This window comes from Streptomyces sp. SAI-127, from assembly GCF_029894425.1.
Taxonomy (GTDB): Bacteria; Actinomycetota; Actinomycetes; order Streptomycetales; family Streptomycetaceae; genus Streptomyces.
In genome coordinates this window covers 205537-232035 of record NZ_JARXYJ010000003.1, presented here as the reverse complement: position 1 = coordinate 232035, position 26499 = coordinate 205537, and the positions used below count along the sequence as shown (strand labels likewise).

26 protein-coding genes are annotated in these 26499 nt (G+C 70.6%); 16 read left to right on the top strand and 10 right to left on the bottom strand.

Annotated features, from left to right (window positions below; translation table 11 throughout):
• The first annotated feature begins 1 nt into the window (after nt 1).
• The 6 genes from M2157_RS48295 to M2157_RS48270 all read left to right on the top strand — a co-directional run bounded on the left by M2157_RS48295 (nt 2) and on the right by M2157_RS48270 (nt 4885).
• On the top strand, nt 2–301 hold the full coding sequence (locus tag M2157_RS48295) for a DUF1330 domain-containing protein (protein ID WP_280868787.1): 300 nt from the start codon (nt 2–4) through the stop codon (nt 299–301).
• Between the two features lie 547 nt (nt 302–848).
• Nucleotides 849–1172 (top strand): hypothetical protein, encoded by a 324-nt coding sequence (locus M2157_RS48290; RefSeq protein ID WP_280868688.1) that lies wholly within the window; start codon nt 849–851, stop codon nt 1170–1172.
• A 954-nt stretch (nt 1173–2126) separates the two neighbouring features.
• Entirely contained in the window at nt 2127–2891 is a 765-nt protein-coding gene (locus tag M2157_RS48285; protein WP_280868686.1) for a class I SAM-dependent methyltransferase, read from the top strand.
• 421 nt (nt 2892–3312) lie between these two features.
• Nucleotides 3313–3747, top strand: coding sequence for a cupin domain-containing protein (locus M2157_RS48280; RefSeq protein WP_280868685.1), 435 nt, complete (start codon nt 3313–3315; stop codon nt 3745–3747).
• Nucleotides 3748–3948: 201 nt separating this feature from the next.
• The gene (locus M2157_RS48275; protein WP_280868684.1) at nt 3949–4191 is read left to right on the top strand and encodes a hypothetical protein; all 243 of its coding nucleotides are present in this window, start codon (nt 3949–3951) and stop codon (nt 4189–4191) included.
• 154 nt (nt 4192–4345) lie between these two features.
• Entirely contained in the window at nt 4346–4885 is a 540-nt protein-coding gene (locus M2157_RS48270; protein WP_280868683.1) for a hypothetical protein, read from the top strand.
• On the opposite strand, the gene M2157_RS48265 is transcribed toward M2157_RS48270, so the two are convergent.
• The 3 genes from M2157_RS48265 to M2157_RS48255 all read right to left on the bottom strand — a co-directional run bounded on the left by M2157_RS48265 (nt 4875) and on the right by M2157_RS48255 (nt 10574).
• Complete coding sequence (locus M2157_RS48265; RefSeq protein WP_280868682.1) at nt 4875–6233, bottom strand: NAD(P)/FAD-dependent oxidoreductase; 1359 nt, start codon at nt 6231–6233, stop codon at nt 4875–4877. The two genes, M2157_RS48270 and M2157_RS48265, sit on opposite strands and share 11 nt — an antisense overlap.
• A gap of 167 nt (nt 6234–6400) precedes the next feature.
• Complete coding sequence (locus tag M2157_RS48260; RefSeq protein ID WP_280868681.1) at nt 6401–7156, bottom strand: GNAT family N-acetyltransferase; 756 nt, start codon at nt 7154–7156, stop codon at nt 6401–6403.
• Nucleotides 7157–7793: 637 nt separating this feature from the next.
• A complete protein-coding gene (locus M2157_RS48255; RefSeq protein ID WP_280868680.1) occupies nt 7794–10574 on the bottom strand; it encodes a LuxR family transcriptional regulator in 2781 nt (926 codons plus the stop codon).
• Between the two features lie 220 nt (nt 10575–10794).
• On the opposite strand from M2157_RS48255, the gene M2157_RS49210 reads away from it, so the two are divergent.
• The 5 genes from M2157_RS49210 (at nt 10795) to M2157_RS48235 (ending at nt 15738) form a co-directional block, all read left to right on the top strand.
• On the top strand, nt 10795–11016 hold the full coding sequence (locus tag M2157_RS49210; RefSeq protein ID WP_348541848.1) for an FAD-binding protein: 222 nt from the start codon (nt 10795–10797) through the stop codon (nt 11014–11016).
• A 31-nt stretch (nt 11017–11047) separates the two neighbouring features.
• Nucleotides 11048–12454 carry an FAD-binding protein gene (locus M2157_RS48250; protein WP_348541854.1) on the top strand — a complete coding sequence of 469 codons (1407 nt, stop codon included), beginning with the start codon at nt 11048–11050 and terminating at the stop codon, nt 12452–12454.
• Nucleotides 12455–12609: 155 nt separating this feature from the next.
• On the top strand, nt 12610–13353 hold the full coding sequence (locus tag M2157_RS48245) for an SDR family oxidoreductase (protein ID WP_280868678.1): 744 nt from the start codon (nt 12610–12612) through the stop codon (nt 13351–13353).
• A gap of 84 nt (nt 13354–13437) precedes the next feature.
• A complete protein-coding gene (locus M2157_RS48240) occupies nt 13438–13908 on the top strand; it encodes a carboxymuconolactone decarboxylase family protein (RefSeq protein WP_142146753.1) in 471 nt (156 codons plus the stop codon).
• Between the two features lie 285 nt (nt 13909–14193).
• On the top strand, nt 14194–15738 hold the full coding sequence (locus M2157_RS48235) for an MFS transporter (protein WP_280868677.1): 1545 nt from the start codon (nt 14194–14196) through the stop codon (nt 15736–15738).
• A 114-nt stretch (nt 15739–15852) separates the two neighbouring features.
• Here the strand turns inward: M2157_RS48235 and M2157_RS48230 are convergent, their stop codons facing one another.
• Nucleotides 15853–16980, bottom strand: coding sequence for a PP2C family protein-serine/threonine phosphatase (locus M2157_RS48230; RefSeq protein WP_280868676.1), 1128 nt, complete (start codon nt 16978–16980; stop codon nt 15853–15855).
• 422 nt (nt 16981–17402) lie between these two features.
• Here M2157_RS48230 and M2157_RS48225 point away from each other — a divergent pair, with 422 nt between their 5' ends.
• Nucleotides 17403–17660: a hypothetical protein gene (locus tag M2157_RS48225; protein ID WP_280868675.1), complete on the top strand. Its 258-nt coding sequence runs from the start codon at nt 17403–17405 to the stop codon at nt 17658–17660.
• Between the two features lie 144 nt (nt 17661–17804).
• A complete protein-coding gene (locus tag M2157_RS48220; protein WP_280868674.1) occupies nt 17805–18038 on the top strand; it encodes a hypothetical protein in 234 nt (77 codons plus the stop codon).
• A 16-nt stretch (nt 18039–18054) separates the two neighbouring features.
• Here the strand turns inward: M2157_RS48220 and M2157_RS48215 are convergent, their stop codons facing one another.
• The 3 genes from M2157_RS48215 to M2157_RS48205 all read right to left on the bottom strand — a co-directional run bounded on the left by M2157_RS48215 (nt 18055) and on the right by M2157_RS48205 (nt 20658).
• A complete protein-coding gene (locus M2157_RS48215; protein WP_280868786.1) occupies nt 18055–18489 on the bottom strand; it encodes a VOC family protein in 435 nt (144 codons plus the stop codon).
• A 423-nt stretch (nt 18490–18912) separates the two neighbouring features.
• The gene (gene ilvC, locus M2157_RS48210) at nt 18913–19917 is read right to left on the bottom strand and encodes a ketol-acid reductoisomerase (RefSeq protein WP_280868673.1); all 1005 of its coding nucleotides are present in this window, start codon (nt 19915–19917) and stop codon (nt 18913–18915) included.
• A gap of 117 nt (nt 19918–20034) precedes the next feature.
• A complete protein-coding gene (locus M2157_RS48205) occupies nt 20035–20658 on the bottom strand; it encodes an N-acetyltransferase (RefSeq protein ID WP_280868672.1) in 624 nt (207 codons plus the stop codon).
• Between the two features lie 237 nt (nt 20659–20895).
• Here M2157_RS48205 and M2157_RS48200 point away from each other — a divergent pair, with 237 nt between their 5' ends.
• Together M2157_RS48200 and M2157_RS48195 are read left to right on the top strand one after the other, a co-directional pair.
• Nucleotides 20896–21996 (top strand): phenazine antibiotic biosynthesis protein, encoded by a 1101-nt coding sequence (locus tag M2157_RS48200; RefSeq protein WP_280868671.1) that lies wholly within the window; start codon nt 20896–20898, stop codon nt 21994–21996.
• Nucleotides 21996–23390 carry an aldehyde dehydrogenase family protein gene (locus M2157_RS48195; protein ID WP_280868670.1) on the top strand — a complete coding sequence of 465 codons (1395 nt, stop codon included), beginning with the start codon at nt 21996–21998 and terminating at the stop codon, nt 23388–23390. Before M2157_RS48200 ends, M2157_RS48195 begins: the two co-directional genes overlap by 1 nt.
• Before the next feature lie 171 nt (nt 23391–23561).
• Here the strand turns inward: M2157_RS48195 and M2157_RS48190 are convergent, their stop codons facing one another.
• Complete coding sequence (locus M2157_RS48190) at nt 23562–24182, bottom strand: DUF5134 domain-containing protein (RefSeq protein WP_280868669.1); 621 nt, start codon at nt 24180–24182, stop codon at nt 23562–23564.
• A gap of 17 nt (nt 24183–24199) precedes the next feature.
• On the bottom strand, nt 24200–24586 hold the full coding sequence (locus M2157_RS48185; RefSeq protein ID WP_229878697.1) for a cupin domain-containing protein: 387 nt from the start codon (nt 24584–24586) through the stop codon (nt 24200–24202).
• Nucleotides 24587–24956: 370 nt separating this feature from the next.
• Here M2157_RS48185 and M2157_RS48180 point away from each other — a divergent pair, with 370 nt between their 5' ends.
• On the top strand, nt 24957–25853 hold the full coding sequence (locus M2157_RS48180) for an RNA polymerase sigma-70 factor (RefSeq protein WP_280868668.1): 897 nt from the start codon (nt 24957–24959) through the stop codon (nt 25851–25853).
• Nucleotides 25854–25963: 110 nt separating this feature from the next.
• On the opposite strand, the gene fdxA is transcribed toward M2157_RS48180, so the two are convergent.
• Nucleotides 25964–26347: a ferredoxin gene (gene fdxA, locus M2157_RS48175; protein ID WP_280868667.1), complete on the bottom strand. Its 384-nt coding sequence runs from the start codon at nt 26345–26347 to the stop codon at nt 25964–25966.
• Nucleotides 26348–26499: the final 152 nt, after the last annotated feature.

Below are 26499 nucleotides of genomic sequence, written 5' to 3'. Positions count from 1 at the left end.
CATCGTCAACTTCGATGTGCTCGACCAGGAGGCCGGCGCGGTGTACGCGGCCGTGGCCCAGCAGTCCATCCTCAAGTACGGCGGCCACTACCTGGTCGCGGGAGCCACGCCCACGCCCGCCGAAGGCACCTGGGACTCCTCCGGGTTCGTGGTCATCGAGTTTCCCGACATGGACCGGATCCGGGAGTGGTACGACTCCGCCGAGTATCGGCGGGCCCGGGAGATACGAAAGGACAAAGCCCGGGTGACCATGCTGTTCGCCGAGGGCGCACCGCCTGAGGGCCTCTCCCGCCCGGCATAGGAGTGCTGTGCGGGGACGTCGGTGAGACGGGCGACACACCTTGAGTGGTGCTTGAAGGGGGTGAGTGCCTCTGGGATCGGTGTCTCCCGCCGGGCCCCGGACTGAAACCCGGCGAGGTGTGGGCGACCAGCGCTCTTACCGGCAGGTCACCCGAGTTGTGTGGTTCGCAATCGGTCCACAGCGTTCCAGCAAGCTGCCCGTTCGCACCGTCGGTATGCGGAGTGACGTGGCTGGCGTACACCAGGTGGCGCGCCGACATGCCCACGAAATAGAGGGAGCTGACCGCTGAGATCGTGGCCGCCTCACTCCATATCACTACCTCGGCGATCTTCCGGGCCTCCGCCTTGTCATACGGCAGGCCCGTTCGCTGGCCCGGCGGTTCGCTGCCGTTTGGTTCGCGGCTCTCGGCTCGGCGCCCGAGCACGGAGCTGCTCGCCCTGCGGGCGAATACTGCAGCTCTTGAATACCGCCACTTCACCAGTGGAGCCACGAGACGACCGAGGCGATCGTCGGCGCGGTCACCGGCAGCCCCACTGATCCCCACACCTTGCTGCTCGGCAGATACGACGACGGACACCTTCGGTACACGGGCCGCACCACCAAGCTCGCCCAGGCAGCCAGCAGCGCGGTTGCCGGCCTACTTGCCCCGGCCGGGCGCGGCCATCCCTGGACAGGCTGGTCGTTCTCCGCCGGGTGGGGCAGCCGGGAGACGCTGGATGTCACGCTGGTCGAACGCGAACTGGTGGTGGAAGTCGGCGTCGACGTCGCCCGCGACGCTGCGGGCCGGTGGCGCCACCCCGCACGCCTTCACCGCCCCCGCCCCGAGCTCTCCCCTACGGATGTTCCCCACATAATGACGACGCCGCGCTGACGACGGCTCGGGCGCGGCGGCCAGTCGATGGGCAACCGGCAGAGGCGGGACGGCTCGGGCGGTTTCGGCCGCATCTGCACCGCCTGCTCCGTCGTTGGGCAGTGTGTGCATGCTCGCGATGGCAGGAAACCCTTCGGGGTCTTCCTCGGGGACTACTGGCTCCGGCCCGAGACTGATGATCACAGCGGTGCCGTGTGCGAACACGTGGCGAAGCGACCGGCGTCGTGGAGCGGGCGGTCGGTGATAGTTGCCCTCGCGGTGACAACCGTGGTCCTCGCGGTGGCGGCCGTCGTGATGCCTGTCCTCCCCGGATGAGCGTGTATGAGCTGTTCGGGGAACTGGTGGTGCGGTGCTGGCGCGCCGCGGCCGGTCAGCAACCGGACGATCCGCAGGATGAGTGCACGGGCGGGCGGGACGGCGGGCCCCACTCCCCGGCGGCGCCTGCCCTGCCCGCGGATTGTGCGGATCCTGCGGGACCGCCCGCCCGGCTGCACCGGTCTCCCAGCGGTGCAGCCACACCGTGCCCGTGGCTGGCCCGGGAGGTCGCCCACGCCCTGAAAGTACCGCAGCCGGCCACCACGTGACACCCTCATGACGCAGTCGTTGAACCATGGCGCCGTTGTCTTTGGTCAGCGGGGGCGTAGAACTCGGCCTCCGCCGGGTCCGTGGGAAAGGCCGAACGGCCATGCCAGCGGGCGTAGTCGAGGCCCGGGGGCAGATCCGCGACGTCCGCCCGAACTGTGCGGGCAGCCATACCTGGGGGGATCGCGCGGTCATGACGACGTACTCCGCTCTCACGACGTTTTCCGGGGCTCCGGTCCGGTCCCGGAACGTCCCGAAAGGTCGCGGACGGAGCCGGACCATTGACTGCGCACCGTGTGCTTCGGTGACAACGGCCCTGCTGTCGCCAGTCCTCGCTGTCACACACTCTGCCCATACGTTGTCATGTCGGGCATGCGCACTATCCTCAGCGGACAGTCGGGCCTCCGACGGGAATCCGACTCCTACGCGGTCACCGCGGAGTTCTACGACATCTTGCAGGCCGACGCGGACGAAGCCCGGGTCCGCCGGCTCTACGCACGCCAGATCGCCGACGCCCGCACCGGCGTCCTGGACGTCGGGGCTGGTACCGGACGGGTGACGATGCTGGCCCTCGCCGACTCCTGGGCCGACGTGCACGCCGTCGAACCGGCCCGGGCTATGCGTACGTCGCTGCTGACCCGGCTCGCCGCCCTGCCCTCCGAGCAGCGGGACCGGGTCACCGTGCACCCGCACCCCCTGGACGAGACCGCGCTGGACGCGGTCGCGGACGTGGCCGTCTGCCACAACATGGTCGGCTGCCTGCCACCCGGCGTACGCGAGAAGTTGTGGCCCGCGCTCGGCAGGGCCCTCACCCCCGGCGGCTCGCTGTTCGTGCAGCTGCCGCCGGCCCGGCTCCCGGCCCGCACCGTCGTGCGCCTACTCGCGGACAAACGGGTCGGCGAGCACGTCTACGGCGGGCGCATGACGATGTCGGCCGTCGGCTACCGCATCCGGACCCGCGCCGACTACTGGGTCAGGGATGCCGAGGACGTGCTGCGGGAACACACCGAGACGTTCTGGATGTGGCCCGCGACACGCGCCCAGCTGACCCGCGAGCTGGCAGTGCACGGGTTCGCCCCGCTCCCGGGGTACGAGGAGTCGGAGCTGCTGGCCGTGACGCTGCGCGGCCGCCGGTGAGACGCCGCACCGCAAGACCCCCCCGGGTGCCGCACTGCCACAACCGGGCCCATCGCCCGGTCATCCGCACGTCCCCACCGCACAGTTCGCCGTGTGTGCCACACCAACTGGGACGGGATGCAACGTGTCGCATGTGAAGACGTTCGTGATCGTCGGGGGCGGTCCGGCGCCGGCAAGGCCGCCGAGGAACTGTGCGCGCACGGTCACGACGGGCCCCTCGCGTACGAAACGTACCCGCTGCCCCCACCGCTCCCGGGAAATGGGAGAGACGCTGACATCTCCGCAACGAGACACACTGTCGGACCGAACTTCGGCACCCTGACCCACTCAGTGGCAATGGAGTGTTACGTGTGAACGGGCCACCGCTGAGGGCTGCTTGCCCCGGGCCGCTATTCGCCCTCACGTACCGAAGGGAATCATCATGCGTACTTCAGCACGCGCCGCAGTCGTCGGAGCCTGCCTCATAGGGCTCTCGCTCGCCTCGACGACCGCCCAGGCCGCCCCCGGCGGCCCCGGCGTCAGCGGCCGGGTCCTGGCCCAGCGGACCGTCGGCGACACCGACTACCTCCTCCGCGAGATCACCATCCCGCCCGGCCAGGCGACCGGGTGGCACTACCACGAGGGCACCCTGTACGCCTTCGTCAAGCAGGGCACGCTGAGCCACTTCGACGCCTCCTGCGCCTCCGACGGCGTGTACAAAAAGGGTGGCTTCCTGAAGGAGCCGTCGGGCGCGGACCACGTGCACATCGGCGAGAACCGCGGAGCCACGGACGTCGTCCTGGAGGTCCTCTACGTCCTGCCGCACGGCACCCCCTTCTCCCAGGACGCGCCGTCCCTGGGCTGCGAACTGCCGTGACGGCGACCGCACGGCGGCTGTCACAGCTTCCTCAACTACCCGGTCAATGCGGTACCGACAGCTCGTGGCGGTCCGTGCCCGGGCCCCGCGGCGACGAAGGAGGAGCATGGCAGGGACATTCATCAGTCGCGCCCGGGCGACCGCCGGTCCCCCGAAGCCCGTCCGCCGGACTTCCTACGCGGGCCGAGGCGGGATACGAGGATGACGCGAGACGCCGACCGCCGGACCGACCCAGCCGACGTCACCGTCTTGCTCGCCGCGAAGGCCGCCGTCCTGGAGGGACGGCTCGGGGTGCTCCGGGAGGCGATCGACGAGGTGAACGCCCGGATCAACGCGGTGTCCGAGAAGATCAGACGGCTGCCCGCAGCCGGCGACCACGAGGCGCCCCCGGCGGACGAAGGGAGCGCCACGGGGCTCGCTCCGTCCCCGGCCCGCCGTCCCTGACGGCCCGATCAACGGTGTGCTCTGCTTGGGACCGCCCACTCTGCTCTCGGCCGACGGGGCCGCTGCATATGATGTTCGCCAGCATCCCCTCGGTGCCGCGCCGGGAGCATTGAGCGGTCCCGCCAGGACACAGGGTTGAGGACGAGAGGAACCCATGGGCTCCGTGACCCAGACGGCTCGCGCCATCGAGAGCACCGCCGAGAGTCTCCAGGAGGACCTGGCCCGACTGGAGATCCAGAAGCAGGCGTTGGAGAGGGAACTGGCCGCGGTCACCGCCCATCTCGGTTCCGTGCAGCGGGCGCTCGACGCCCTTCAGGCCCTCATGCCCGGCACCGGCCCGGCGGCCGCCCCATCCCCGCGGGATCCCGCCCCCGTGAGCGTCCCGTCGCCGACGAAGCCGCAGGCCGCGCGCGCCGCAGCAACCGCCGAAGCCGCCGCAGAGTCCCCGGCCACGGCGGGCCGGAGCGACAAGGCGGGCGACGGCAGCACGACGTACGAGCTCACGGAGCAGATCCTGGCGTACTTCGCGCAGGCCGGGGACACCGAGGTCCGCGCCCGCGACGTCGCGTCGGCGCTGAGACGCGACACCGACAGCGGCAGCATCAACGCCGTCCGCAGCACACTCGACCGTCTCGTCGGCGCCTCGCGCGTCCAGCGGGCTGGCCGCGGACTGTACCGCGCCGTCATGCCGTGAGCCGTCCTCCGGGCTGCGCGGGTTCCTCTCCGCGGCGCAGTTCGCCGCGGGAGACGAATGCCTCCCTCGGGTGCTGCACCGACGCCAGCGACACTATGTCGCGGCCGTAGAGAAGGGCCGTGACCCACACGGCGAACACACGCGTCTTGCGTTCCCAGCTCGGTATGGCCAGAACATGGTAACCACGGTGCATCAGCCAGGCCGGGAACCCCTTGATGACTAGGCCCCGGTACTGGAAGATGCCGCGGCCGAGCCCGAGTGTGGCCACCACACCGAGACTGCGGTGCACGTAGTCCTTGGTCGGACGGCCGCGCAGCGACGCCAGGATGTTCTTCGCCAGCAGCTTGCCCTGGCGGACGGCGTGCTGGGCGTTGGGCACGGTGTGCGCGCCCGGCCTCCCGGCCGCGAGATCGGGCACCGAGGCGTCGTCCCCCGCCGCCCAGACGTCGGGCACCACATCGGTGTCCGTGGTGACCCGCAGATCCGCCCGTACGGTGAGCAGGCCCCGCTCGTCGACGGGCAGGTCGCTGTGGTTGTGCACGATCGGGTTGGCGGCGTTGCCGGCCGTCCACACCAGCAGGCCCGAGTCGTACTCGGTGCCGTCCGACAGCCGCACCCGGCCGTCCTCGGCGGAGAGCAGCTGGGTGTTCAGGTGCACTCGCGCCCCCCGTTTCTCCAGTGAACGCACCACCCAGGCGCCCGGCCGATCCGTGACCTCGGGCAGGATGCGGTCCCGTGCCTCGACCAGGTGGAAGGCCGGTTCGTCCGCGCCGATCTCCGGGTACTGCTTGAGCAACGCGGTCGCCAGGGCCAGCAGCTCACCAAATCCCTCCACTCCGGAGAATCCGCCACCGACGACGGTGACGCTGAGCAGTTTGGCGCGTTCGGGCCCGCGCGGCAGACCGGCCGCACGGTCGAACGAGGTGAGGAGGCGGTCGCGGATCGCCACCGCCTCCTCGACGTGCTTGAGTCCGTACGCCTGATCGTTCAGCCCCGGGATCGGGAAGGTCCGGGTGACCGCCCCCGCCGTCACCACCAGCACGTCGTAATGCAGGTCGAGGGATAGCCGTGACTCCGAGCGGACCGTGACCGTGCGCGCGCTGTGGCGGATCTCCGTCACCGAGCCCGCCACCAGACGCGTGTAGTGGAGGTGACGGCGGAGCGAGACCGCCGCGTGCCGGGCCTCCACCGAACCGGCCACGACCTCGGGCAGGAAGGGCTGGTACGTCATGTACGGGCGGGGGTCGACGATGGTGACGCGCGCCTCGCCCGGCCACAGCCTCTTCTCCAGGCCCCACGCGGTGTAGAAGCCCGCGTACCCGCCGCCCACGATCAAGATCTCACGCACGGTGTCCTCTGTTCCTCTCGGTCCTTATCCTCTAGACCGGTCGTCGGCACTCCGTGTGACACGGTGGCCGATCGCTTGCCAGGGCTACGTGCGCGCCCTCTTCACCCGCGGCGCCGGCGTGCAGGTTGGACGGGCAGCGCGTACTCCGCGTCCGGGCCGGCTGCAGCTCAGGCGGGGAAGGCGAACAGCCGGTACTCGGTTGTCGTCGTGAAGCCGAAACGTCGGTACAACGGTTCGCCCGCAGGGCTGGCCACCAGCGCGGCGCAGCGCATCCCGCGCTCCCACCCCACCTGGAGCGCGGCGGCCGTCAGGGCCGCACCGACGCCCCGCCGGCGATGTGCTTCGGCCACGTGGACGAGGAAGATCCCGGCCACCCCGTGGGCGGTGATCACCACGGTGGTCCCGACCACTCGGCCGTCCAGCACGGCGGCCAGCCGGATGATGTCGGCGTTGTCCTCGCGCCGCGACTCGATGCGCACCATCTCGGCCTCCAGCCCGGGCTCGATACCCATCGACACCCGGTATGTCCGGGCCAACTCGGCCAGCCGTTCATCGTCCCGGACCGGTTCCACCCGCAAACCGGTGGGAGCGGTGTGCGGGACGGTGCCCGGGTCGGCCGGTTCGTCGAGCGGGAGCACCATCACGGGGAGGGCCGTGAGCTCTCGTCCACCGCAGCACCGCAGGACGTCGGCGGTGTCCTCGGGGCTGTCGGGTCCGACCCACCACCACCAGGGGACGTTCGCGAACTCCTTGCGGACGGCCGTCACGTCCGCCCCATCCGCGGACACCGACCGTACGCGTACGACGCCGTTGAACTGCGGGGTGGCAAGCCCGCTGCGGAACCGGTCGACGGTGTTGCCCGCTCGGCTCTGTGTGCCCCATCCCATGAGGTACTGACGGAAGTTGGCGAACACCGAGGCCATGACGCCAAGTTCCCGCGGAGCCTCAGTGCTTCGTGTCCCGTTGTTCGACGTTCTGATCGGGCTCGCCGGATCCACCATTGCCACTGTCTCCCTCATCTGGTGGTTCTGCACATCACAGTGTGCGTTGTGATTGCGGCAGGCGTTCTGCGGCCATGGCTGTCCTCCGGAGCGAGGATCATCGCCGTCTTCTGAAGTCCTTACACGTGACGCGGCCGGGAGCGATTCACTCGTGACGTAGTCCCTGCGGTCGCGTCGAACGCCACAAGGCCGGCAGGGTCAACAGGGTGACACCGAGGGAGACGGCCGCCCCTATGCCGACTGTGGCCAGTAGGGTGCCCCAGTTGTGCGTCACAGGCCTTCCGGCGCGTTCGAGCAGCGTGGTGCCGAGGGCCGTCCCGATCGACTCCGCCACGAGCCAACCAAGTCCGACGGGAGTACGGACTGCAAGAGGACGGATGTGGCGAGCGTACGACGGGGCGTGCCGAACGAGGTGGGGCGAAGCCGACCTCGTTCCTCGCCTGCGCGAGGCACTGACCGACCCGGTGCGGCTGGACCGGGTGCACCGGATCTAGGCACTGTATGCCGTCCCCCATAGGTGCGCGGCCCCCGCGGATTCGTGATGGCTGTCGGTTCCAACTCACCGCGCCCGCGCGCTGTCGAGGACGTCCGGTAGGGCTCGACGGGACCTGATGCCGAGCTTCACGTAGACCTTCCGCAGGTGCCATTCCACGGTATGGGGGCTGATGAACAGCTCCGCGCCGATCCGCGCGTTCGTCATGCCGTCGGCGGCGAGGGCTGCGACCTGCGACTCCTGCGGTGTGAGAGCGTTCGCAGGTGTGGTCTCCCGCGCGGTCACCTGCTCGCCAGTGGCGATCAGCTCACGGCGGGCCCGTTCGGCGAACGCTTGCGCCGGCATCGCGTCGAACATGTCGTGAGCCGTGCGGAGATGCTCGCGAGCCTGCGCGCGGCGCTGGGCGCGCCGCAGCCACTCGCCGTACAGCAGGTGGGTGCGTGCCACCTCCACGACAACCCCGCCGCGGCCGAATTCCTCTATCGCCGTGCGGTACAGGCGGTCGGCCGCCTCACCGTCGGCCAGCAGCGCCTCACTGCGTGCGCTCGCACCCCGCGCCCATCCGGATTCGGCGGCGCGGGTGAGTTCGGTAAGGCGGGCCAGCGAGGCGCGGGCCTGGTCGAGTTCACCGCAACGCGTCGCGGCCTCCACATGTTCGACCAGCGACAGACCAGTGAAGTTGAACCCGTCGTGCTCAATACCAGTGCGGGCGGCCTCGATCGCCTCTTCGTAGCGGGCCAATCCGTTGAAGAGCACGCCCTGGATGTAGCCCATGGCACCGAGCAGGGACACTTCGCCCCGCTGCACGGCGCGCTCCCTGGCTTCTTCGATGATGCCGGCGGCGACATCCGCCTCACCCCGCCACGCGGCCAGGACGAGCGTGGCGTATTTGTGCGGGGCGTGGCCGGTCGCGGTGGCGATCGCGTCGGCCTCGTCGATCATCCGGTCGGCCTCGGCGAAGTCGCCGTAGTGGATGTGCACCCCTCCCGCGTAGATCAGAGCCGGCGGCAGGCTGCCGAGTGCTCCGATGTCGCGGGCCAGACGCACTGCGCGAGTCGAGAGTGTGTCCCAGGCATGCAGGTCCCAGGCCCAGTGGATGAACGACTCAAGCGCGACCGGGGCCAGAAGCAGCCACCGTACGGCCGCCTCTCGCGTGCGGAGCTCTTCGTGCTCGAGCAGGTCGAGTGCCTCGCGCAGGGCCGGGACAGCCGTCTCCGAGCCGTCCGCGAGTAGGGCCGCCACACCGTCCAAGAGAGCGTCCGCGGCCTTGGAGCCCGAGGAGGGCGCCCCGGACGCGCGAGCCGCGATCGCCGCGGCGCGGGCGCCTGTCGGACCATGGACCCGGCCGGCGAAGATGGTCGCGCTAATCGCCTCCAGGTACGTCTCCCGCGCCAGGGGAGATCCGGCCGCGGTGAACTGTGCCGCCGCGTTCAGGAGCAGTGGTGCCGCCTCGTCGCTGCGGCTGCGGGCGAACAGGATTCTGGCCCGCAGACGTGCCAGGCGGGCCCGGTCCAGGACACTGAGGGGATACAGGTCGGCCACCGCGGCCAATTCCGTGGCCCGTTCGGGCGCGGCGGCCGAGAAGTGCGCCTCGGCCGCGGCAAGTGCCCGGCGCCCTCGCGGCCAGGGATCGGGCGTCACCTCCACCGCGCGTTCCAGCAGAACCGCCTCGGCCGCGATGCCCCCGCGCTGCCGGGCGCGGTCGGCGGCCTGCTCCAGTCCTGCGGCGACCTCCTCGTCCGGCCCGTCGGCCGCCTGCGCGGCGTGCCAGGCGCGCCGGTCAGGGTCCAGGAGGGGGTCCGTGGCCTCGGCCAGGGCCCGGTGCACCGCACGTCGATCCTCCGGCTCGGCTCCGTGGTAGACCGCCGAACGGACCAGCGGGTGCCGGAACCGTACGGGCTCGCCGAACTCGATCAGGCCAGCTGCCTTGGCCGGTGCGGCGTCCGGAGTGATGCCGAGGGAAGCGGCCGCGCGGATCAATAGGCGCACGTCGCCCACCGGTTCCGCCGCAGCGATCAGCAGCAGGGTGCGGGTCGCGGCCGGCAGCGCACCGAGCCGCCCGGCGAAGTCACGCTCGACGCGGCCGGCCACCGGCCCTTGGACGACCGGGGCACTCGACGCGTCGACGCCGTAGGCCAGTTCGGCGGCGCTGCGGCCGCGGGAGAATTCCAGCAGCGCCAGCGGGTTGCCGTGTGTCTCGGCCACGAACCGGTCCCGGACCCGCTCCTCCAACCGTCCCCCCACAGCTCCCTCCAGGAGTTCCCCGGCCGAAGCGGCGTCGAGTCCGCTGAGTTGCAGCGCCGGCAGGCCCGCGAGCGCGGACTGCCCCTCGGGGTCGCGGACCGCGAAGACCATGGCGACCGGCTCCGCGAGCAGTCGCCGGGCCACGAACTCAAGTGTCTGCAACGACACTTGATCCAGCCACTGGGCGTCGTCCACCAGCACCAGCACCGGCCGGGGCTCTGAGGCGCGAGTGAGCAGGGTCAGCACGGCGAGGCCGACCAGGAAACGGTCGGGCGGATCGCCGACCGCCGTCCCGAATGCCACGCGCAGGGCGTCACGTTGGGGTTGCGGCAGTTCTTCGACACCGTCCAGGAACGGCGCGCACACCTGGTGCAGGCTCGCGTAAGGGAGCTCCATGTCGGCCTCGACACCGCGCGCCCAGGTCACCTGCACCCGGGACGCCTGCGCAGCCATGTACTCCAGCAGCACCGACTTGCCGATGCCCGCCTCGCCCCGGACGACCATGACGCGGGAACCGCCGGCCCGAAGGCCGGCCAGCAGGTTGTCGAGCGCCGTGCACTCACGCTGCCGGCCGACCAGAGCGGGAAGCGGGCTGGCGATCATGCGACTCGGCTCCTCGGCGGGATCCGGGGGAACAACAGTGCTCCCACAGCGGTGTTCGGAAGAATCCTTGTCACGATACCCGGCGGCCCCTCCCTCGCGGTGCGGACAGACAGTGTGACTACTTCCACGCCCGAAAACACGCTGAGGTTGTCACAAATCGGGGTCCTGTCCGGTCGATCCCAACCAATGATCCTTTTCCTTCGCTGTCGTAGGAGGACCCATGTCTTCGCTCGGACGCCAGCTCACCACGTCCGTCCTTGTGGTGGGATGCGGTGCGTCAGGCCTCCGAGCGGCCATCGAAGTCGCCGAGGCCGGTGTCGCGGTCGTCGTGGTCACCCAACGGGCCCGCGAAGACGCCCCCGGCCAGCGCGGCGTGGGACGATGCCGAGTGGGCGCCCGCCCCTGCCCGCCTTGGCGACACCGGGGAGCGGCACTCGGCTGACACGTCGCGGCAGAGCCACTTACGGGCCGCTCTGCCTGGCGAGCGGATCGCGCCACGCGCCGCCGCGCAGCCCATCGATGGGGTCGAGCCCCGCGGCAGGCGCCCCGGCCGCACCGCCAGCACGTCCACCACACGGCTCACCGGCCCGGACCTGCACCGGGCCCTGCGTCTGCGCGGGCGGCAACTCGCCATCCCCGTCCTGCCGCACGTGTACGTCACCCGGCTGCTGGTCGACAACGGAACGGTGTTCGGCGCCTACGGATTCGGCCTCGTCGACGGCTCGGGCTACCTCGTGCACGCCGACGCGGTGATCCTCGCCACCGGCGGGCACACGCGCATCTGGCGGCACACGTCCTCGCGCCGCCACGAGAACACCGGCGGCTCCTTACGGCTGGCCGCCGAGGCCGGTGCCCGGTTGCGCGATCCCGACCTGGTGCAGTTCCACTCCTTCGGGCTGATCGAGCCGGACCACGCCGCCGGCATGCCGGTCAGCGACAGCGCACGTCACGCGGGCGGCGTGCTGCTCAACAACCTCGGCGAGCGGTTCATGACGCGCTACGACACTGAGCGGATGGAGCTCTCCGCCCAGGAGACCGTCACACGTGCGTCCTACACCGAGATCCAGGAAGGCCGCGGCTCCCGGTCCGGCAGCGTCTGGCTGGAACTGTCCCACCTGCCGGTGACACGGTCTTGGCACGGCTGCCGCACCTGCACCGGACGCTACTGGAACTGCAGATGCTCGACATCACCCGCGACCCCGTCGACGTCGTGCCGACCGCCTGCATCTCCCTGGGCGGCATCCGGGTCGAGGCCGAGCGACGTGGACGGGCTTTTCGCGGTCGGGGAAGCAGCCGGCGGCCCGCACCGGCCGGAAGAAGACTCCCTCTCCGAAGTCCTCACCCACGGACGGATCGCCGGGAGCGCCGCGGTGGAGTACTCCGCCACACTCACCGGTCCACGCCACTCACCCGCCGCGACCCGCGCCGCGGAAGCCGACGTGCTCCGCCTGGTAGTCGCCGACGGCGACCACAACGCCCGCGCTCTGCAGCGCGCGGTACGGCGCCTGATGACGGACCACGCCGGCGTGGTCCGGGACGAGGTCGGACTCGTCGCGGGATTGACCGCACTCGACGAGATCAAGGCCCGGACAGCGGACATCGGCGTGCACATCGACATCGGCGGCTTCGCGGACCTGGCGCACGCCTACGACCTCGGATCCGCCGTACTCGCCACCCGCGCGGCCCTCCAGTGTGCGCGGGAGCGGCTCGGGCCCCAGGACTGCCATCACCGGTCCGACCGCCCCGGCGCCGCGCCCGCCCTGGCGGACGCCATGGTGTGGTCCGCGACGACCAGCGGGCGCCGCACACCCCTGGCCGCGCCGACCGGAATCACCGAGCCGTGGCGCGACGCGTCCGACGATGCCGGACCCGCCGTGTGAGAGCGATCGACAGCGGCGCGAAATCTTGATGCGCCGCCCTGTCACAGATGCCGGGGTCGCCTGGTCAGGAGGGTACGAGCCATCGCGGCCGGTGCCGTGGACGAGGTCGCCGCAGACCCACCGGGCACCGTGCGAGATCAGTGAAGGGAAAGTCCATGAAGGTCGTAGTGATAGGCGGAACCGGACTCATCGGTTCCAAGGTCGTCTCCAAGCTCAACGAGCACGGTCATGAGGCGGTGCCAGCCTCCCCGAACACCGGAGTCAACGCGGTCACCGGCGAAGGCCTGGCCGACGTCCTGAAGGGCGCCTCCGTCGTCGTCGATGTCTCCAACTCCCCCTCCTTCGACGACGACGCGGTGATGGAGTTCTTCCGCGCCTCCACCACCAACCTGCTCGCTGCGGAGGCTGCCGCCGGCGTCACACACCACGTGGCTCTGTCCGTCGTGGGCACCGACCGCCTGCAGCAGTCCGGCTACTTCCAGGCCAAGCAGGTCCAGGAGGACATGATCCGGGACTCCGGAGTGCCGTACTCGATCGTCCACGCCACGCAGTTCTTCGAGTTCGCCAAGACCCTCGCGGACTCGGCGACCAGCGGCGAAACGGTGTCCGTCGCCCCCATCAAGATCCAGCCCATCTTCTCGGGCGACGTGGCCGCGGCCGTCGGCCGCAGGGCGGTCGGGACTCCGGTCAACGGAATCGTCGAGGTCGCCGGCCCCGACACCTTCACCCTGGAGGAGTTCATCCGCAAGGGCCTCACGGCCCACAACGACCCCCGCACGGTCGTGACGGACCCGAAGGGTCTCTACTGGGGCGCCGCCCTCAAGGAGTCCGACCTGCTGCCCGGCCCCGACGCACAGCTCGGCGAGACGCACTTCGCCGACTGGAGCAGCAAGCAGTAACGGCGAGCCCGGAGCCCACGGCCCCGAAACCGCAGCAATCTGACGTCAGTTCATCTCCCATCACTCGACTCTCAGGATCCCTACATGGACGCGCGCATCAACTACTTCGGCAACGCTCTCGCGGGCAAGGTCATGAAGCACCTCAACTCGGCCGGGGCCGCTGTGCACTCGGCGCTTCCCGTCGCCACCCAGGAACTGGTGAAGATCCGGGCCAGCCAGATCAACGGCTGCGGGTTCTGCACCGACATGCACACCAAGGACGCCGTCGCCGCGGGTGAGGACCAGCAGCGGCTGCACCTGGTCGCCGCCTGGCGCGAAGCCACCGTCTTCACCGACGCCGAGCGCGCGGCGCTGGAGGTCACCGAGCAGGGCACCCGCATCGCCGACGCGGCGGGCGGGGTGTCGGACGAGGCCTGGGCCAACGCCGCCAAGCACTACGACGAGGACCAGCTCGCCGCGCTGATCTCGTTGATCGCGATCATCAACGCCTACAACCGCATCAACGTCATCAACCAACAGCCCGCCGGCGGCTACAAGCCCGGCATGTTCGGCTGACCCGCGCGCTCCGGCCCGCCGGACGCCCACCGTCCGTCTCCCGCTCGCCCCGGCCCACCGAGCGGGAGACGGACCCTCGGACACCCTGCTTCCACACGACGCCACACCGCGAACCGCAGCACCCCTGGTCCCACGCGAAGACCCACCCGCGAACCACCGCACCCCGGGCATACGCGAAGCGCCACCCAGCGCACCCGTGCGTACATGAGCAGACCGACCCGCCGCACCCGCTGCCCGGCACGAACGCACCGGCCGCCTCCTGGCCCACTGTCCCAAGGAGACGACATGCACCCCTCCCCCGCCCCGAGCGACCAGGCCTTCCTGCGCATCGCCAGCGCCCGTGGCAGATGGACCCTTCTGGCCACCGTCCTCGGCTCCAGCGTGGTGCTGCTCGGCTCGACCGTCACCAACGTCGCGCTGCCGCACATCGGCGATGACTTCGACGCCGACCTCGCCGCACTCCAGTGGACCGTGAACGCCTACATGCTGACCCTGGCGGGACTCATCCTGCTGGGCGGATCCCTGGGCGACCGCTTCGGCCGACGCCGGATCTTCGTCCTGGGCATCATCTGGTTCGCTGCGGCGTCCCTGCTGTGCGGACTGGCTCCCGACACGACCACGCTCATCGCCGCCCGCGCGCTCCAGGGCGTCGGCGGAGCGCTGCTCACCCCCGGCTCACTGGCGATCATCGAAGCCTCCTTCCACCCGGACGACCGGCCGCGCGCCATCGGCCTGTGGTCCGGGTTCGGCGGCATCGGGGCGGCACTCGGGCCGTTTCTCGGCGGGTGGCTCGTCGACGGCCCCGGCTGGCGCTGGACCTTTCTGCTGACGATCCCCCCGGCGCTGCTGTGCGTGCCCCTGGCAATGCGCCACGTCCCGGAGTCCGTCGGCAGGCCTCAGCAGCCCACCGTCCCGGCCGGTACCCACACCCCGTCCCGGCGGGGCTTCGACCTCGCCGGTGCGGCGCTGGGCGCGCTGACGCTCGCTCTGGCCACCTACGCGCTGACCGAAGCCCGTTCCGGCGGGCCCGTCGCCCTTGCCGCGGCCGCGGGCAGTATCGCGGCCGGGGCCGCGTTCCTGCTGGTGGAGCGGCGCAGCAGCGACCCGATGATGCCCCTGTCGATCTTCTCGTCGCGGCCGTTCACGGCCATCAACCTGATCACCCTGTGCGTCTACGCCGGGCTGGGCGGGTTCTTCTTCCTGACCGCCCTGCAACTGCAGATCGTCGCCGGCTACTCGGCACTGGCGGCGGGCGCCGCCATGTTGCCGAGCACGGTACTGATGCTGCTGTTCTCCGCCCGCTCCGGGACGCTCGCCCAACGCCTGGGACCGCGCATCCCGCTCACCGTCGGCCCTGTGGTCTGCGGGGCGGGCATGGTGATGACGGCGCGGGTGGGCACGCACGCCTCCTACTTCGCCGACGTTCTGCCCGCCCTGCTCGTGATGGGGACGGGCATGGTCATCATGGTCGCTCCGCTGAGCGTGACGCTACTGGCCTCGGTCGAGGCCGCCGACGCGGGCCTGGCCAGCGGAATCAACAACGCGGCCGCACGCGCGGCCGGGCTGGTCTCCGTGGCCGCACTGCCGCTGCTGGTCGGCATGAGCCCGGACGCCTACCGCTCCCCCAACTTCTTCGACACGGCGTTCAACCGGGCCATGCCCCTGTGCGCGGGCCTGCTGGCCATCGGCGCGGCGTTGGCCTTCGCCCTGCTGCGCGACACCGCCGATACCTCTAACGCACGGCACGGCCGGGCTCACGGCCGGGCTCACGGCTGGCTGATGGAGCCGCCGCTGGTGTCGCGCTTCGCCCATCACCGGGCTTTCGACTAGGTCGAGCGCCGAGATCCCCCGGCCGGGGCGCATTTGCCAGCCGGTTCCCGCCCCTTCCCCGGCGGGAACCGGCTTCGTCCGTAGGCCGGGCCGGTCCTGCGGGTCGGCAGAACATCAACCCCCGCCCCCTCCGTCGCAGGACAGATGAAGCACCGCCACATCGTCCCGTAGCCCACCGAACGGGGCGGCCAGCAGCGATACGCCACCTACCAAGGCGTCGACGAACGTTTGCTCCTCCAGATGCGCGAGCCGACCGGCCAGCCTCAGCAAGCCCTCCTCCCCGAGCCGTCCGCCGGCCGTACGACCTTCGTAGAGTCCGTCGGTGAACAGCACGATGCCGTCCCCGTCCGGCATCGCCATCTCGGCCTCGCGCCAGTCCCCTTGCCCGGGGAAGAGTCCCAGCGGCAGACCAGGCGGCGGCTCCACCCAACGGACCTCTCCCCTGTGCCGGTGCAGAAAGCCCGGATGGCCGGCGGTGACCGTCCGCAGGGTGCGGCCGTGGGGCGACAGGACGAGGGACACCACGGTCGCGTAGGTCTCCTCCTCCGCTCGTTCCTCGGTCAGGATGCGTTCGAGCAGATGGAGTTGTTCCAGCTGGCTCTGCCCGCACAGCACGGCCGTGCGCCATGCGAGGCGCAGGTGGACACCGAGGGCGGCCGCGGCGGCACCGTGCCCGGACACATCGCCCATGACCACGTGGGCGCTGCCGTCGTCGCCGCGCACCACATCGCAGAAGTCACCGCCCAGCAAAGTGTGCGCGCGACCCGGCGCGTAGTGGAAGGCGGTCGTGAAGCCGTCTGCCTGCAGCGTCAGGTCGGGCAACAGGCCCCGTTCCAGCAGGGCGTTGTCCCGCGCGATCTCCTCGCCCGCCACGGTGCGCCCCGCGACGGCACGTTGCAGCGCCACCCAGATCTTCCGGCAGAACTCGTCGGGAGCGCTGCGGCGGTGATCGGCCCGGCCCTGCACCGAGCCGGCGACAGAGCGGAAGGCGTGGGACGCATACGTGCCCTCAAGAACGAGCACGGCCGCGTCGGGCGCGTGGCGGCGTACCCGGGTGACGACGTCGGCCAAGGTCCGTCCGGCCGGTGTGCCGCCCACCAGAACGCACAGCGGGCCGTGGGTGCCGGACGTGCGGCATCCTTCCTCGACGCTCGTGTGCCAAACCAGCGCATCGGCCAGCCGGTCCGGAAGCAGCCGCCGGACGTGGACCGCGTCCTGTTCGTCCTGGGACAGCAGAACCACGCGGAGGTCGCGGCAGAAGGAGAAGTCCCCACGGGGACGGGCCTCGCGAGCCCGACGTCCTGCACAGCGATCGACGGCCGGAACGTCCGGCCGCGGAATGGGGATGCTCATGTGTGGTCTTCCGTGCGGCGAGAATCGATGGCGGCTCCACGCACGAGTGTCGGCGGCTCGCGGAACGCACACCTTTTCTCCTGCCTGGCCCGATCTGTTCGCTCATGAGACAGAAACGCACACGTATCTGTGACACCTAGATCTCCATCCACGAGCCGCGTCCCGGCAGTTGAGGGGGAAGGCTGCAACAGGCCGATTCGCTGTCACGAACCGGGGCGCTGTCCAGTCAGTGAAGAAAGGGCGGAACTCCTCGCGGAGCCCCACCCACTTCCGCCGCCGTCGCCGCCGGCAGAGAACGGAGATGAGACCTCATGTTCAGCACACCCGGAGACTCCCGCACCTGGTTGGTCGGGCTGCCGTGCCGGTCGGACGACTCCCGGATCGTCTGGCTGTACTACGTCGTCGGCGAGGCGCCGGACAGCGCCGAAGCCCTGTGCGCAGCGGTGCGCCGGGCCGACAGCGCCCCCGAGCGGGACGCCCGCCGCCAGGTGCCCGTGGAACCCGATCGCGCCGAGGTGCGGCGAATACGACAGCACATCCTGGGCGACTTCGCCCTGGAAGCCTGCTGAGCCCAGGACGTGTCAGCCCGAGCCCACCCCGCCCCGGGTCACCCGCCCCACTGTGGGTACAACGCCTCCGGCTGTCACAAGCGCGCCCCCTGTCCGGTCAGTACGGGGATTGGTATCCGACACGATCCGAGGAGGACCGGGAAGATGTCCCAAGGTGTTGATCTACAGGCGGACCCCGCCACGGTCGCGGCGTCGCTCACGGCCGAGGCGACGGCTCTTGAGGGGCGGCTGCGCCAGCTCCGTGAGGCCGTTCACGTCGTGAACACACGTATCGCGTCGATCGCCGAGTCCCTCCAGACCCTGCGCGGCACCGCGACGACACACGGCGCAGGTGAGCGTCGCTCCGGATCCCCGGAGGACGCCCTCCCTCGCGGTTGAACACTGCACGAGCCTCTCAGGCCCGCGCCGGCACCTCCTGAAGCACCCATTCGTTGCCGTCCGGGTCGCTGAACTCGGCGTAGGAGTGATAGTCACGACGCTGCGGGTCGGGTCCCTCGACCCGCTTCTCATCGGTGCTGCGGTGGAACACACCGCTCGTGTCATGGAAGATTCCGCCGGTCGCCACGCCCCTCGCGTCGAGTTCCCGGCAGGCCTGCTCGATGTCGGAGACGACGAGGTGCAGCCCCCGCACCGAGCCTGGGGCGGCCGTAGTGACTCCGGTCCCGAACAGGATCGAGCACGCCGATCCCGGGGGCGTCATGTGCACCACGCGATAGGAGGCGTCGATGGCATGGTCGGCATCCAGTCGGAACCCGACGGCCTCGTAGAACGACTTCGCCCGGTCGACGTCCGAGACGGGCAGTACCAGGACGGCCAGCTTGAGTTGCATGACGCCGGTGCTCTCGCCGGCGGGCAGCTTGCCCGCCTCGGCTGACGCGCCCTCGCCCACAGCGCGGGTGTCGGCCTGCGCGGTGTCCTCCACCTCCTCGATCTCCACCCGATACCGGTGGATCCCGGCCCGCAGACCGTGGGCCACGACAGTCCAGCCCTCCACCACGCGCCACATCGCATCGGTGCCTTGCAGGTACGTCCCGTCCGGCGCGGCGGCAGCCTGCAGTTCGGCATCCAGTGCCGGCTGCCGTTCGTGCGGCACGTGGAGTTCCAGGACGAAGCGGCGCAGCGACCGTGTGCCGTGCGCGGCTTCCGCCGCGGGCAGTGGTACGGCGGCTATCTCGCGGAGCCCGCCGAGCAGGGTGACATTCAGTGTCGTCATGAGACCGTCACCGGTTCCCTTCCGTGCCGGCCCACGCAATCACGAGCGCTCCTCGTCGTTGACCCAACTCATCAGCTTGCGCAGCTGCTTGCCAGTGGTCTCCAGCAGGTGCTCGGAGTCCTGCCGCTTGTACTCGGCGTACTTCTTCAGACCTCCGTGGTACTCGGCCATCCAGTTCTCGGCGAAGGCGCCGTCCTGGATCTCGGCGAGGACCTTCTTCATTTCGGCCTTGGTGGCGTCGGTGATGATGCGCGGGCCGGTGACGTAGTCGCCCCACTCGGCGGTCTCGGAGATCGACCAGCGCATCTTCTCCAGGCCGCCCTCGTACATGAGGTCGACGATGAGCTTGAGTTCGTGCAGGCACTCGAAGTAGGCGATCTCCGGCTGGTAGCCCGCCTCGGTCAGCGTCTCGAAGCCCGCCTTGACCAGGGCTGACACTCCACCGGCGAGCACGGCCTGCTCACCGAACAGGTCGGTCTCGGTCTCCTCGGTGAAGGTCGTCCTGATGACGCCCGCACGGGTGCCACCGATGCCCTTGGCGTACGACAGGGCCAGCGGGAAGGCGTTTCCTGTGGCGTCCTGCTCGACCGCCACCAGACACGGAACGCCGCGGCCCTCCTCGTACTGGCGACGCACCAGGTGGCCCGGGCCCTTGGGGGCGACCATGCACACGTCCACGTTCGCCGGGGGCTTGATGAAGCCGAAGCGGATGTTGAAACCATGCCCGAAAAACAGCGCGTCGCCGTCCTTCAGGTTCGGGGCGATGTGCTGCTCGTAGATGTCGCCCTGGAGCGGGTCTGGGACGAGGATCATGATGACGTCGGCCTCGGCGGCGGCTTCCCTCACCGTCACCACACGCAGGCCCTGCTCCTCGGCCTTCGCCCGGGACTTGGAACCCTCGTGCAGCCCCACGCGCACGTCCACACCCGAGTCACGCAGCGACAGCGCGTGGGCATGACCCTGGCTCCCGTAACCGATGACCGCGACCTTGCGGCCCTGGATGATGGACAGGTCGGCGTCGGTGTCATAGAACAGCTCGGCCATGGCAATCCCCTCGCTCGTAGCCGCCCACATCGAACCGCGGGGAGAAACACCCGCCGTCGAGCGACAGCCGAAACACTATCTCGTTCAATGTTGTCACACGTATTGCACTGTGCGGGTTCAGCAAGTAGGCGACGCTTCCTCGAAGGAGCGCCGGAGAACCCGCTGAACTCCAGCCCAAGGGGCCCACGGACGTGCCGACGACCCCCACACAAGGTGCTTTCCAGCACCGCGTTGCCACCACCCACGTCGCGTTGGCGAGCAGGCGAGGGCGAGGCCAATGTCCTGCGTCCGGGCCCGGACCGTCGTCGCACTGCCCGTCTCCAGGACCATGCGCAGCGGAACGCCGGTGCGTTGCAGCACGGCCGCCATGCGGGCGTCGTCGGGGTGGATGACCCCGTAGACATCAGGTACGCCCAACACGACGGCGAACCAGCCGAGTTCTTCCAGGAGCCGGGTGCCCAGCCCTTTGTTCTGCCAGGTGTCCTCCACCAGCAGCGTTGCCTCGGCGTCACCGCCGTCCGACAGCAGATGCCCTATCGCGACGAGCCGCTCCCGCGAGTCCTGCACCGCCAGGTGCACCGAGTGGGGTCGGGACAGCAGCGGCCCCAGGTAGGTGTCGGGGTCGCCCATGGCCCGGTGGTAGCGATGCCACCGGGCGGCGGCGGAGCACCGGCGGTGCAGAGCGGCCACACGGGGCTCGTCGTCCTGGTCGACGCGCACGATCCGCAGTCCCTGTCGCATGTCCCTCTCCCTCGCCTTCGGCGCACCGCCGGTCGGCTTTGGCCCAGATATCAGACCGGGAGACACGGGCCGTTGTGACGTGTGCTGCGTGCCAGGGGCGCTGCCGCCTTTCCGCGGGGCTGTCACATACGCCTGCACCCCTCGGTCTCCTCTGCGGGAGCGGGTCGGGCCCGCGGGACCGCCCGGGACGCGCCGCTCTCACGCGTCCGCCCTCAACGACTTCGAGAAAGGCATTCCATGCCGATTGGCTCATTCACCGTTCTGGACGCCGGACCCTTCGACGGGGTGGACCCCGACGACTACGTCAGGGCGGCCATGCAGTGGCACTTCACTCCCGAGACGGGGTCCCAGTACTGGCTGGAACGGGTCGACCGGCTCGGTTTCGACCCCCGCCACGACGTCAAGGGCGTGGCGGATCTGGCGCTCTTTCCCGATCTGACGGACGAGCTGCGCGATGTGCAGGTGTCCGATCTCGTCCCCCGCGGCTACGGTCCGCAGGCCCGACCGCTGCACGTGTTCGAGAGCGGCGGCACGACCGGGGCACCCAAGCGGGTCGTGCAGATGGACGACTGGGCGCGGCACGGCAGCGAGCAGGTGACCCGCCGGCTCCGGGACCACGCACTGCCGGTCGGCGCGCTGTGGCTGACCGTGGCGCCGACCGGCCCGCACCTCGTCGGCGATGTGCTGCAACGTGCCGCGGCAGGTCTCGGCAGCCCCGGGCTGGGGGTCGACATGGATCCCCGCTGGGTCAAGAAGCTCGTCGCCGCGGGCCGTCGCGACGAGGTCGACGCCTACACCGACCATCTCGTGGACCAGTGCCGGCGCATCCTGCTCGGCCAGGACATCGGTGTCATAGCCGCCACCACCCCGATGCTGGAGCGCTTCGCCCGGGACAGCGACCTCGTGGAGGTCATCAACGGCAAAGCCCAGGCAATCATCTGGGGCGGCACCCACATGGATCCCGACACCCGGGACCTGTTGCGGACCGAGGTGTTTCCCGACGTGCCACTGATTGGCATGTACGGCAACACCATGATGCTCACCGCGCTTTTGGAGCGGGTCGGTCTCACGGCGTCGGAGCCGTGTGTGTTCGACCCCGTCTCGCCGTACGTCTTCCTGAGCATCGTGGATCCCGACACCGGGCAACAGGTGGCGGAGGGCGAGCGGGGGCAGGTGGTGGTGAGCCACGTCAGCAAGTCCATGCTGATCCCCAACAACAGAGAACGGGACACCGCGTTGCGGGTCCGCGCGGCTGACGGCCACGCCGGGGACGCCGTCGCCGACGTCGCGCCGGTTCCTGCGGTCGAGGGTGAGACGGTCATCGAGGGGGTCTACTGATGGCCCCCGTACCGACCACCGAGCCGCTGCACCTCGACGCCCTGGGCCCGCGGGGCACTTACCGCACACGTGTGCAGAGCACGGTGACCGACGTGGCCGGGGCACCGATCGCGCGGCTGAGTCTGGTTCCCCCGCTGTACGTGGCTCGGGCGATCGGCGCCCTACGCCAAGCGCCGCCGATCGCCGTGGCCGACCTGGAGACCGTGTTCACCACCGCCGGGGAGGCCTTCGCCGCGGGCACCGTGGGGGGCTTGAGCGTCCGGGAATACGAACGTCACGTCAGCCGGACCTCGGGCACGCCGCTCGCCGTGGTGCGCGCCGCGACCCGGGGCACGGCGCACTTCGTTCGGCATGCCGCCTCGTCCGCCGACCGTGGAAGGCCGCGCGGCGCCGCCCGCGACCTCAGCGACGCCGTCCTGCATGAGACGCACACGGTGTGGGCGCGTCAGGGCGACGTGTTCGCCGTCAACGCGTCCGGCAACCATCCCGGCGTACACCGTGTCTGGCTGGAGGCACTGGCGCTGGGTTACCGCGTCGCCGTGCGCCCGTCCCGGCGCGAGCCCTTTACCCCCTACCGGCTCGTCGCGGCACTGCGTCAGGCGGGAATCCGGGACGACCAGCTCATGCTGCTGCCCACCGACCACGCGACCGCCGACACGCTCGTCCACGGCGCGGACCGGGCCGTGGTCTACGGCGGCGACGACGTGGTGACCAAGTACGCGCACGACGCGAGGATCCTGCCGCAGGGGCCGGGACGGTCGAAGATCCTCATCACCGCGGACACCGACTGGCGTGACCATCTGGACGCCCTCGTCGCGTCCGTCGCCGGCGAGAGCGGCACCGCGTGCGTCAACGCCACCGCCATCCTCGTCGAGGGCGACCCGGCCCCGCTCGCCGAAGCCCTCGCGGCACGTCTGGACGTCCTGCCCAGCCTTCCCCCGCAAGACGAGCGGGCCCGTCTACCGGTGTGTCCGAAGGAGCCGGCGCAAGCCCTCAGCGCGTATCTGAAAATGGTGGCGGCCGGGACGCACGCCTGGCTCGGCGGCGACGGGATCGCCGACGACCTCGGAGACGGCAGCGCCGTGCTACGCCCCGCCGTGCACCAGACCGCGAGCGCCCGCGCCCCTCAACTGCGCACCGAACTGCCCTTCCCCTGCGTGTGGATCGCCCCCTGGACCCGCGCGGACGGCATGGCGCCGCTGCGCAACACGCTGGTGCTGTCGGCACTGACCCGAGACCGGGACCTGTGGGAGGCCATGGTCGCGGAACCCAGCATCGCCAACGTGTACTTCGGCGATCAGCCGACCCACTGGATGTCGCCGGGCGTCCCCCACGACAGCTATCTCTCCGACTTCCTGATGCGGAGCAAGGCGGTGTACCAGGGCCCGTCCTGAACGGCGCTCGCCCCCTCGGCGCGGGCCTACCGTGAACGGCGCCCGCCCCTCGGTAGGGCGACGTCCGTCGCTCCGACCGTCCGGCGCGGTGGTCCGCGGTCACTCAGCGCATAACCGCGGGCCACCGCGCCTTCGCCGTGCCGGGCGCGCGCCCGTTTTTCCTTCCCGCGCTCAGTGGGGCAGGACCAGCATCACGGCCGTCCCGAGCGCCATCGCCCCTTCACTCACGTGCCGTGACGGTGTCGCCGCCGCGGCACGGCGCGCCGCGCTCACGGCCGAGCGCAGCGAGGGCATGGGGCGGGTCAGCGACCACAGCGCATACGCCAGCAGACAGGACGCCAGCGACAGCGTGACCACGGAGCCGCCGAGGGGGACACCAGCGCCCAGAACGCCGGGCCCGGTGGAGTGCGCAGCCGACCCGAGGTGTGCGTGCGCCGGTCCGGTCCCGGTGTGCGGCACGCGCAGCATCCAGGCCATCGCGGCCATACCGGCCGCGTGCGCCAGCCGGTGGGTCATCGCCGCCCTCCTCCCTGCCTCCCGACCACCGACCGGCAGGAGAAACCACACCGCGCCGGCGGTGAAAACACCGCCGGCGACGGCAGCGGGCCCCGCGCGGACGTCGATCCAGGGCATCGCCGCCATAGACACGGCCATAGCGGCGGCCAACAGCCGGTCCACCCGGACACCGAACCCGGTCCTGGGGGACCCGACGCCCCGCGCCAGCCCATGCAGGAGCCCCGCCACAAACAGCAGCGTCAGCAGGCAGTGCACCAGGACGACGGGCGTGCCCATGCCGGGTCCGTGCCCGGTCAGGCGGTGGGGCGCGGTGCCCGCAGGTGGGCGCGCTCCGCCAGTTCCTTCTCGTCGACCAGTTCCAGCATGGGCTTGCCCGGAGCACACATCATGGTCACCACGAACCGGGTCCGCGCGTCGGAAAGCGCGTTGCCGTCCTGGTAGTGGATGGCGTCTCCGCCGGGCTCCCAGAAGGTGCCGCCCGCCTCCACCACGCGCTCGGGCTCGCCCTCGAGCTCGAAACGGACCGCGCCCTCGACGACATAGCCGAAGGCGGGGCCGGAGTGCCGGTGCGGGGGCGTGCCCGGGTCGCCCGGCTCCCACTCGACCAGAATGGTCATCGCCGACGCCCCCTCCGGGACGGTGATCGGTGCGGCGTCCTGGAGCACCTTCGCCGCCGTCATCCAGCCGGCGGTCCCCTCCTGGTCGCCGTGCCCGAGGTGGCCGTGGCCGGAGGGGTCGTGTGCTGTCATGTTGTCCGACACTGTGTTGCACCTTCCGTAGGCGTGAACATCGTTCGTCACTGGTGACCGGGAACCCGGCGCATGTGTGACAACCAGCCTCCTCACACAGTCCTTTCACCCGTCGACCGCGGTCTTCCGGAAGCATGGGGCGGGCAGCGGTCCTGGGGGCAAATCTGGCGGATCGGGCGCGACGATTGCCACCGTGTGACCGAGGATCGCGAAAGAGATAGCGTGAGCAGATGCGGCCCGCAGCGCGTACCCTTCCCCCTCGCGCGTAGCATGTAGGGCGCAAAGCCAGAAGGGACGACCCATGCGCGCTGGCGCCCACCCCGACACGTTCGACCGCGGTCTCGACGACTTCCTCTCGGCCAGACCCCGGTTGTTCGGCATCGCATACCGCATCCTCGGCAGTGCCGTCGAGGCCGAGGACATCGTCCAGGACACCTGGCTGCGATGGCAGAACACCGACCGCGCGCAGATCCATGAACCAGCCGCCTTCCTGACCACGGTCACCACCCGGCTCGCGATCAACCTGGCCCAGTCCGCGCGGGTACGCCGGGAGTCCTACGTCGGGCCTTGGCTCCCCGAGCCGGTCGACACCACCCAGGACCCGCACCTGGGGGCGGAACGCGCCGAGGCGGTCGAGCTGGCGGTGCTGTTGTTGATGGAGAAGCTCAACCCGATCGAACGCGCCGCCTACGTGCTGCGGGAGGCGTTCGACTACCCCTACCAGCGGGTCGCCGACATCCTGGAGACCAGCGACGCGAACGCTCGGCAGCTGGTCAGCCGGGCGCGCAAGCACCTGGGCGCCGAGCGCAAAGAGCGCGTCAGCCCCGCGGCACACCGGCGTCTGCTCGAAGGCTTCCTCTCCGCCGCGCGCACGGGAGATCTCTCCACCCTGGAGGACCTGCTGACCTCGGACGTCGTCAGCTATTCGGACGGCGGCGGCATCCGTGGCGCGTCCAGGATCCCCGTCATCGGCCGCGATCACGTCTCGCGTTACCTAGCTGCCTTCGCCCCGCGGTTCTGGCCGGATGCCGAGACCCGGTTCGTCGAGGCCAACGGCCGGCCCGCCGTGCTCGTCGCACGGGACAACGCCCCGGTGGCCCTGTTGTGCGTGGACGCGTCCGAGGCCGGCATCGAGCGCATCATGTGGGTGATGAACCCGGTCAAACTGAACCCCTACGTCCTGTCCCTGGGGGCCTGACGCGCACCCCTGCACGCCGTTCCTGGGTGCAAACCCCGCCGGTCCGCCGCACGCCCCGGGCCCGGGCCCGCCGCACCGGGCCCGGGCCCGCCGCACCGGGCCCGGGCGGTTCACCACGGGAACCACAGGTCGGCGTCGACGGCCTCCTCCTTGCGGGCGGCGAATCCGGACAGGTCGTTCTTGACCGGGTGCTGCGGGGGCAGGGCCGCAACCACCGGATGGTCGGCCCGCGCGGCCCGCCCGGTGCCCTCCCCCGGAGCGTCACGGAAGTACTCGGCGTTCACGGACCGGTACTGCGCCCACCGTGCCGGCAGGTCGTCCTCGTGGAAGACGGCCTCGACCGGGCAGACCAGCTCGCAGGCGTGGCAGTCGACGCACTCCCAGGGATTGATGTACAGCGTCCGCTCGCCCTCGTAGATGCAGTCGACTGGGCACTCGATCACACACGCCCGGTCCTTGACGTCGACGCACGGCTCAGCAATGACGTAGGTCATCGTCCCCACCTCCCCTTCGCCGGTCGGCGGTTGCAGACCGCACGGCCTTCGTGCGCCCGGCCGGTGTGCGGTATGACCGACCCGGCCGCCGGGGTGTGACACCGATAGGCGGGTCCGGGCCAGGGCGGCGGTGTCACAAACCGTCACTCCAC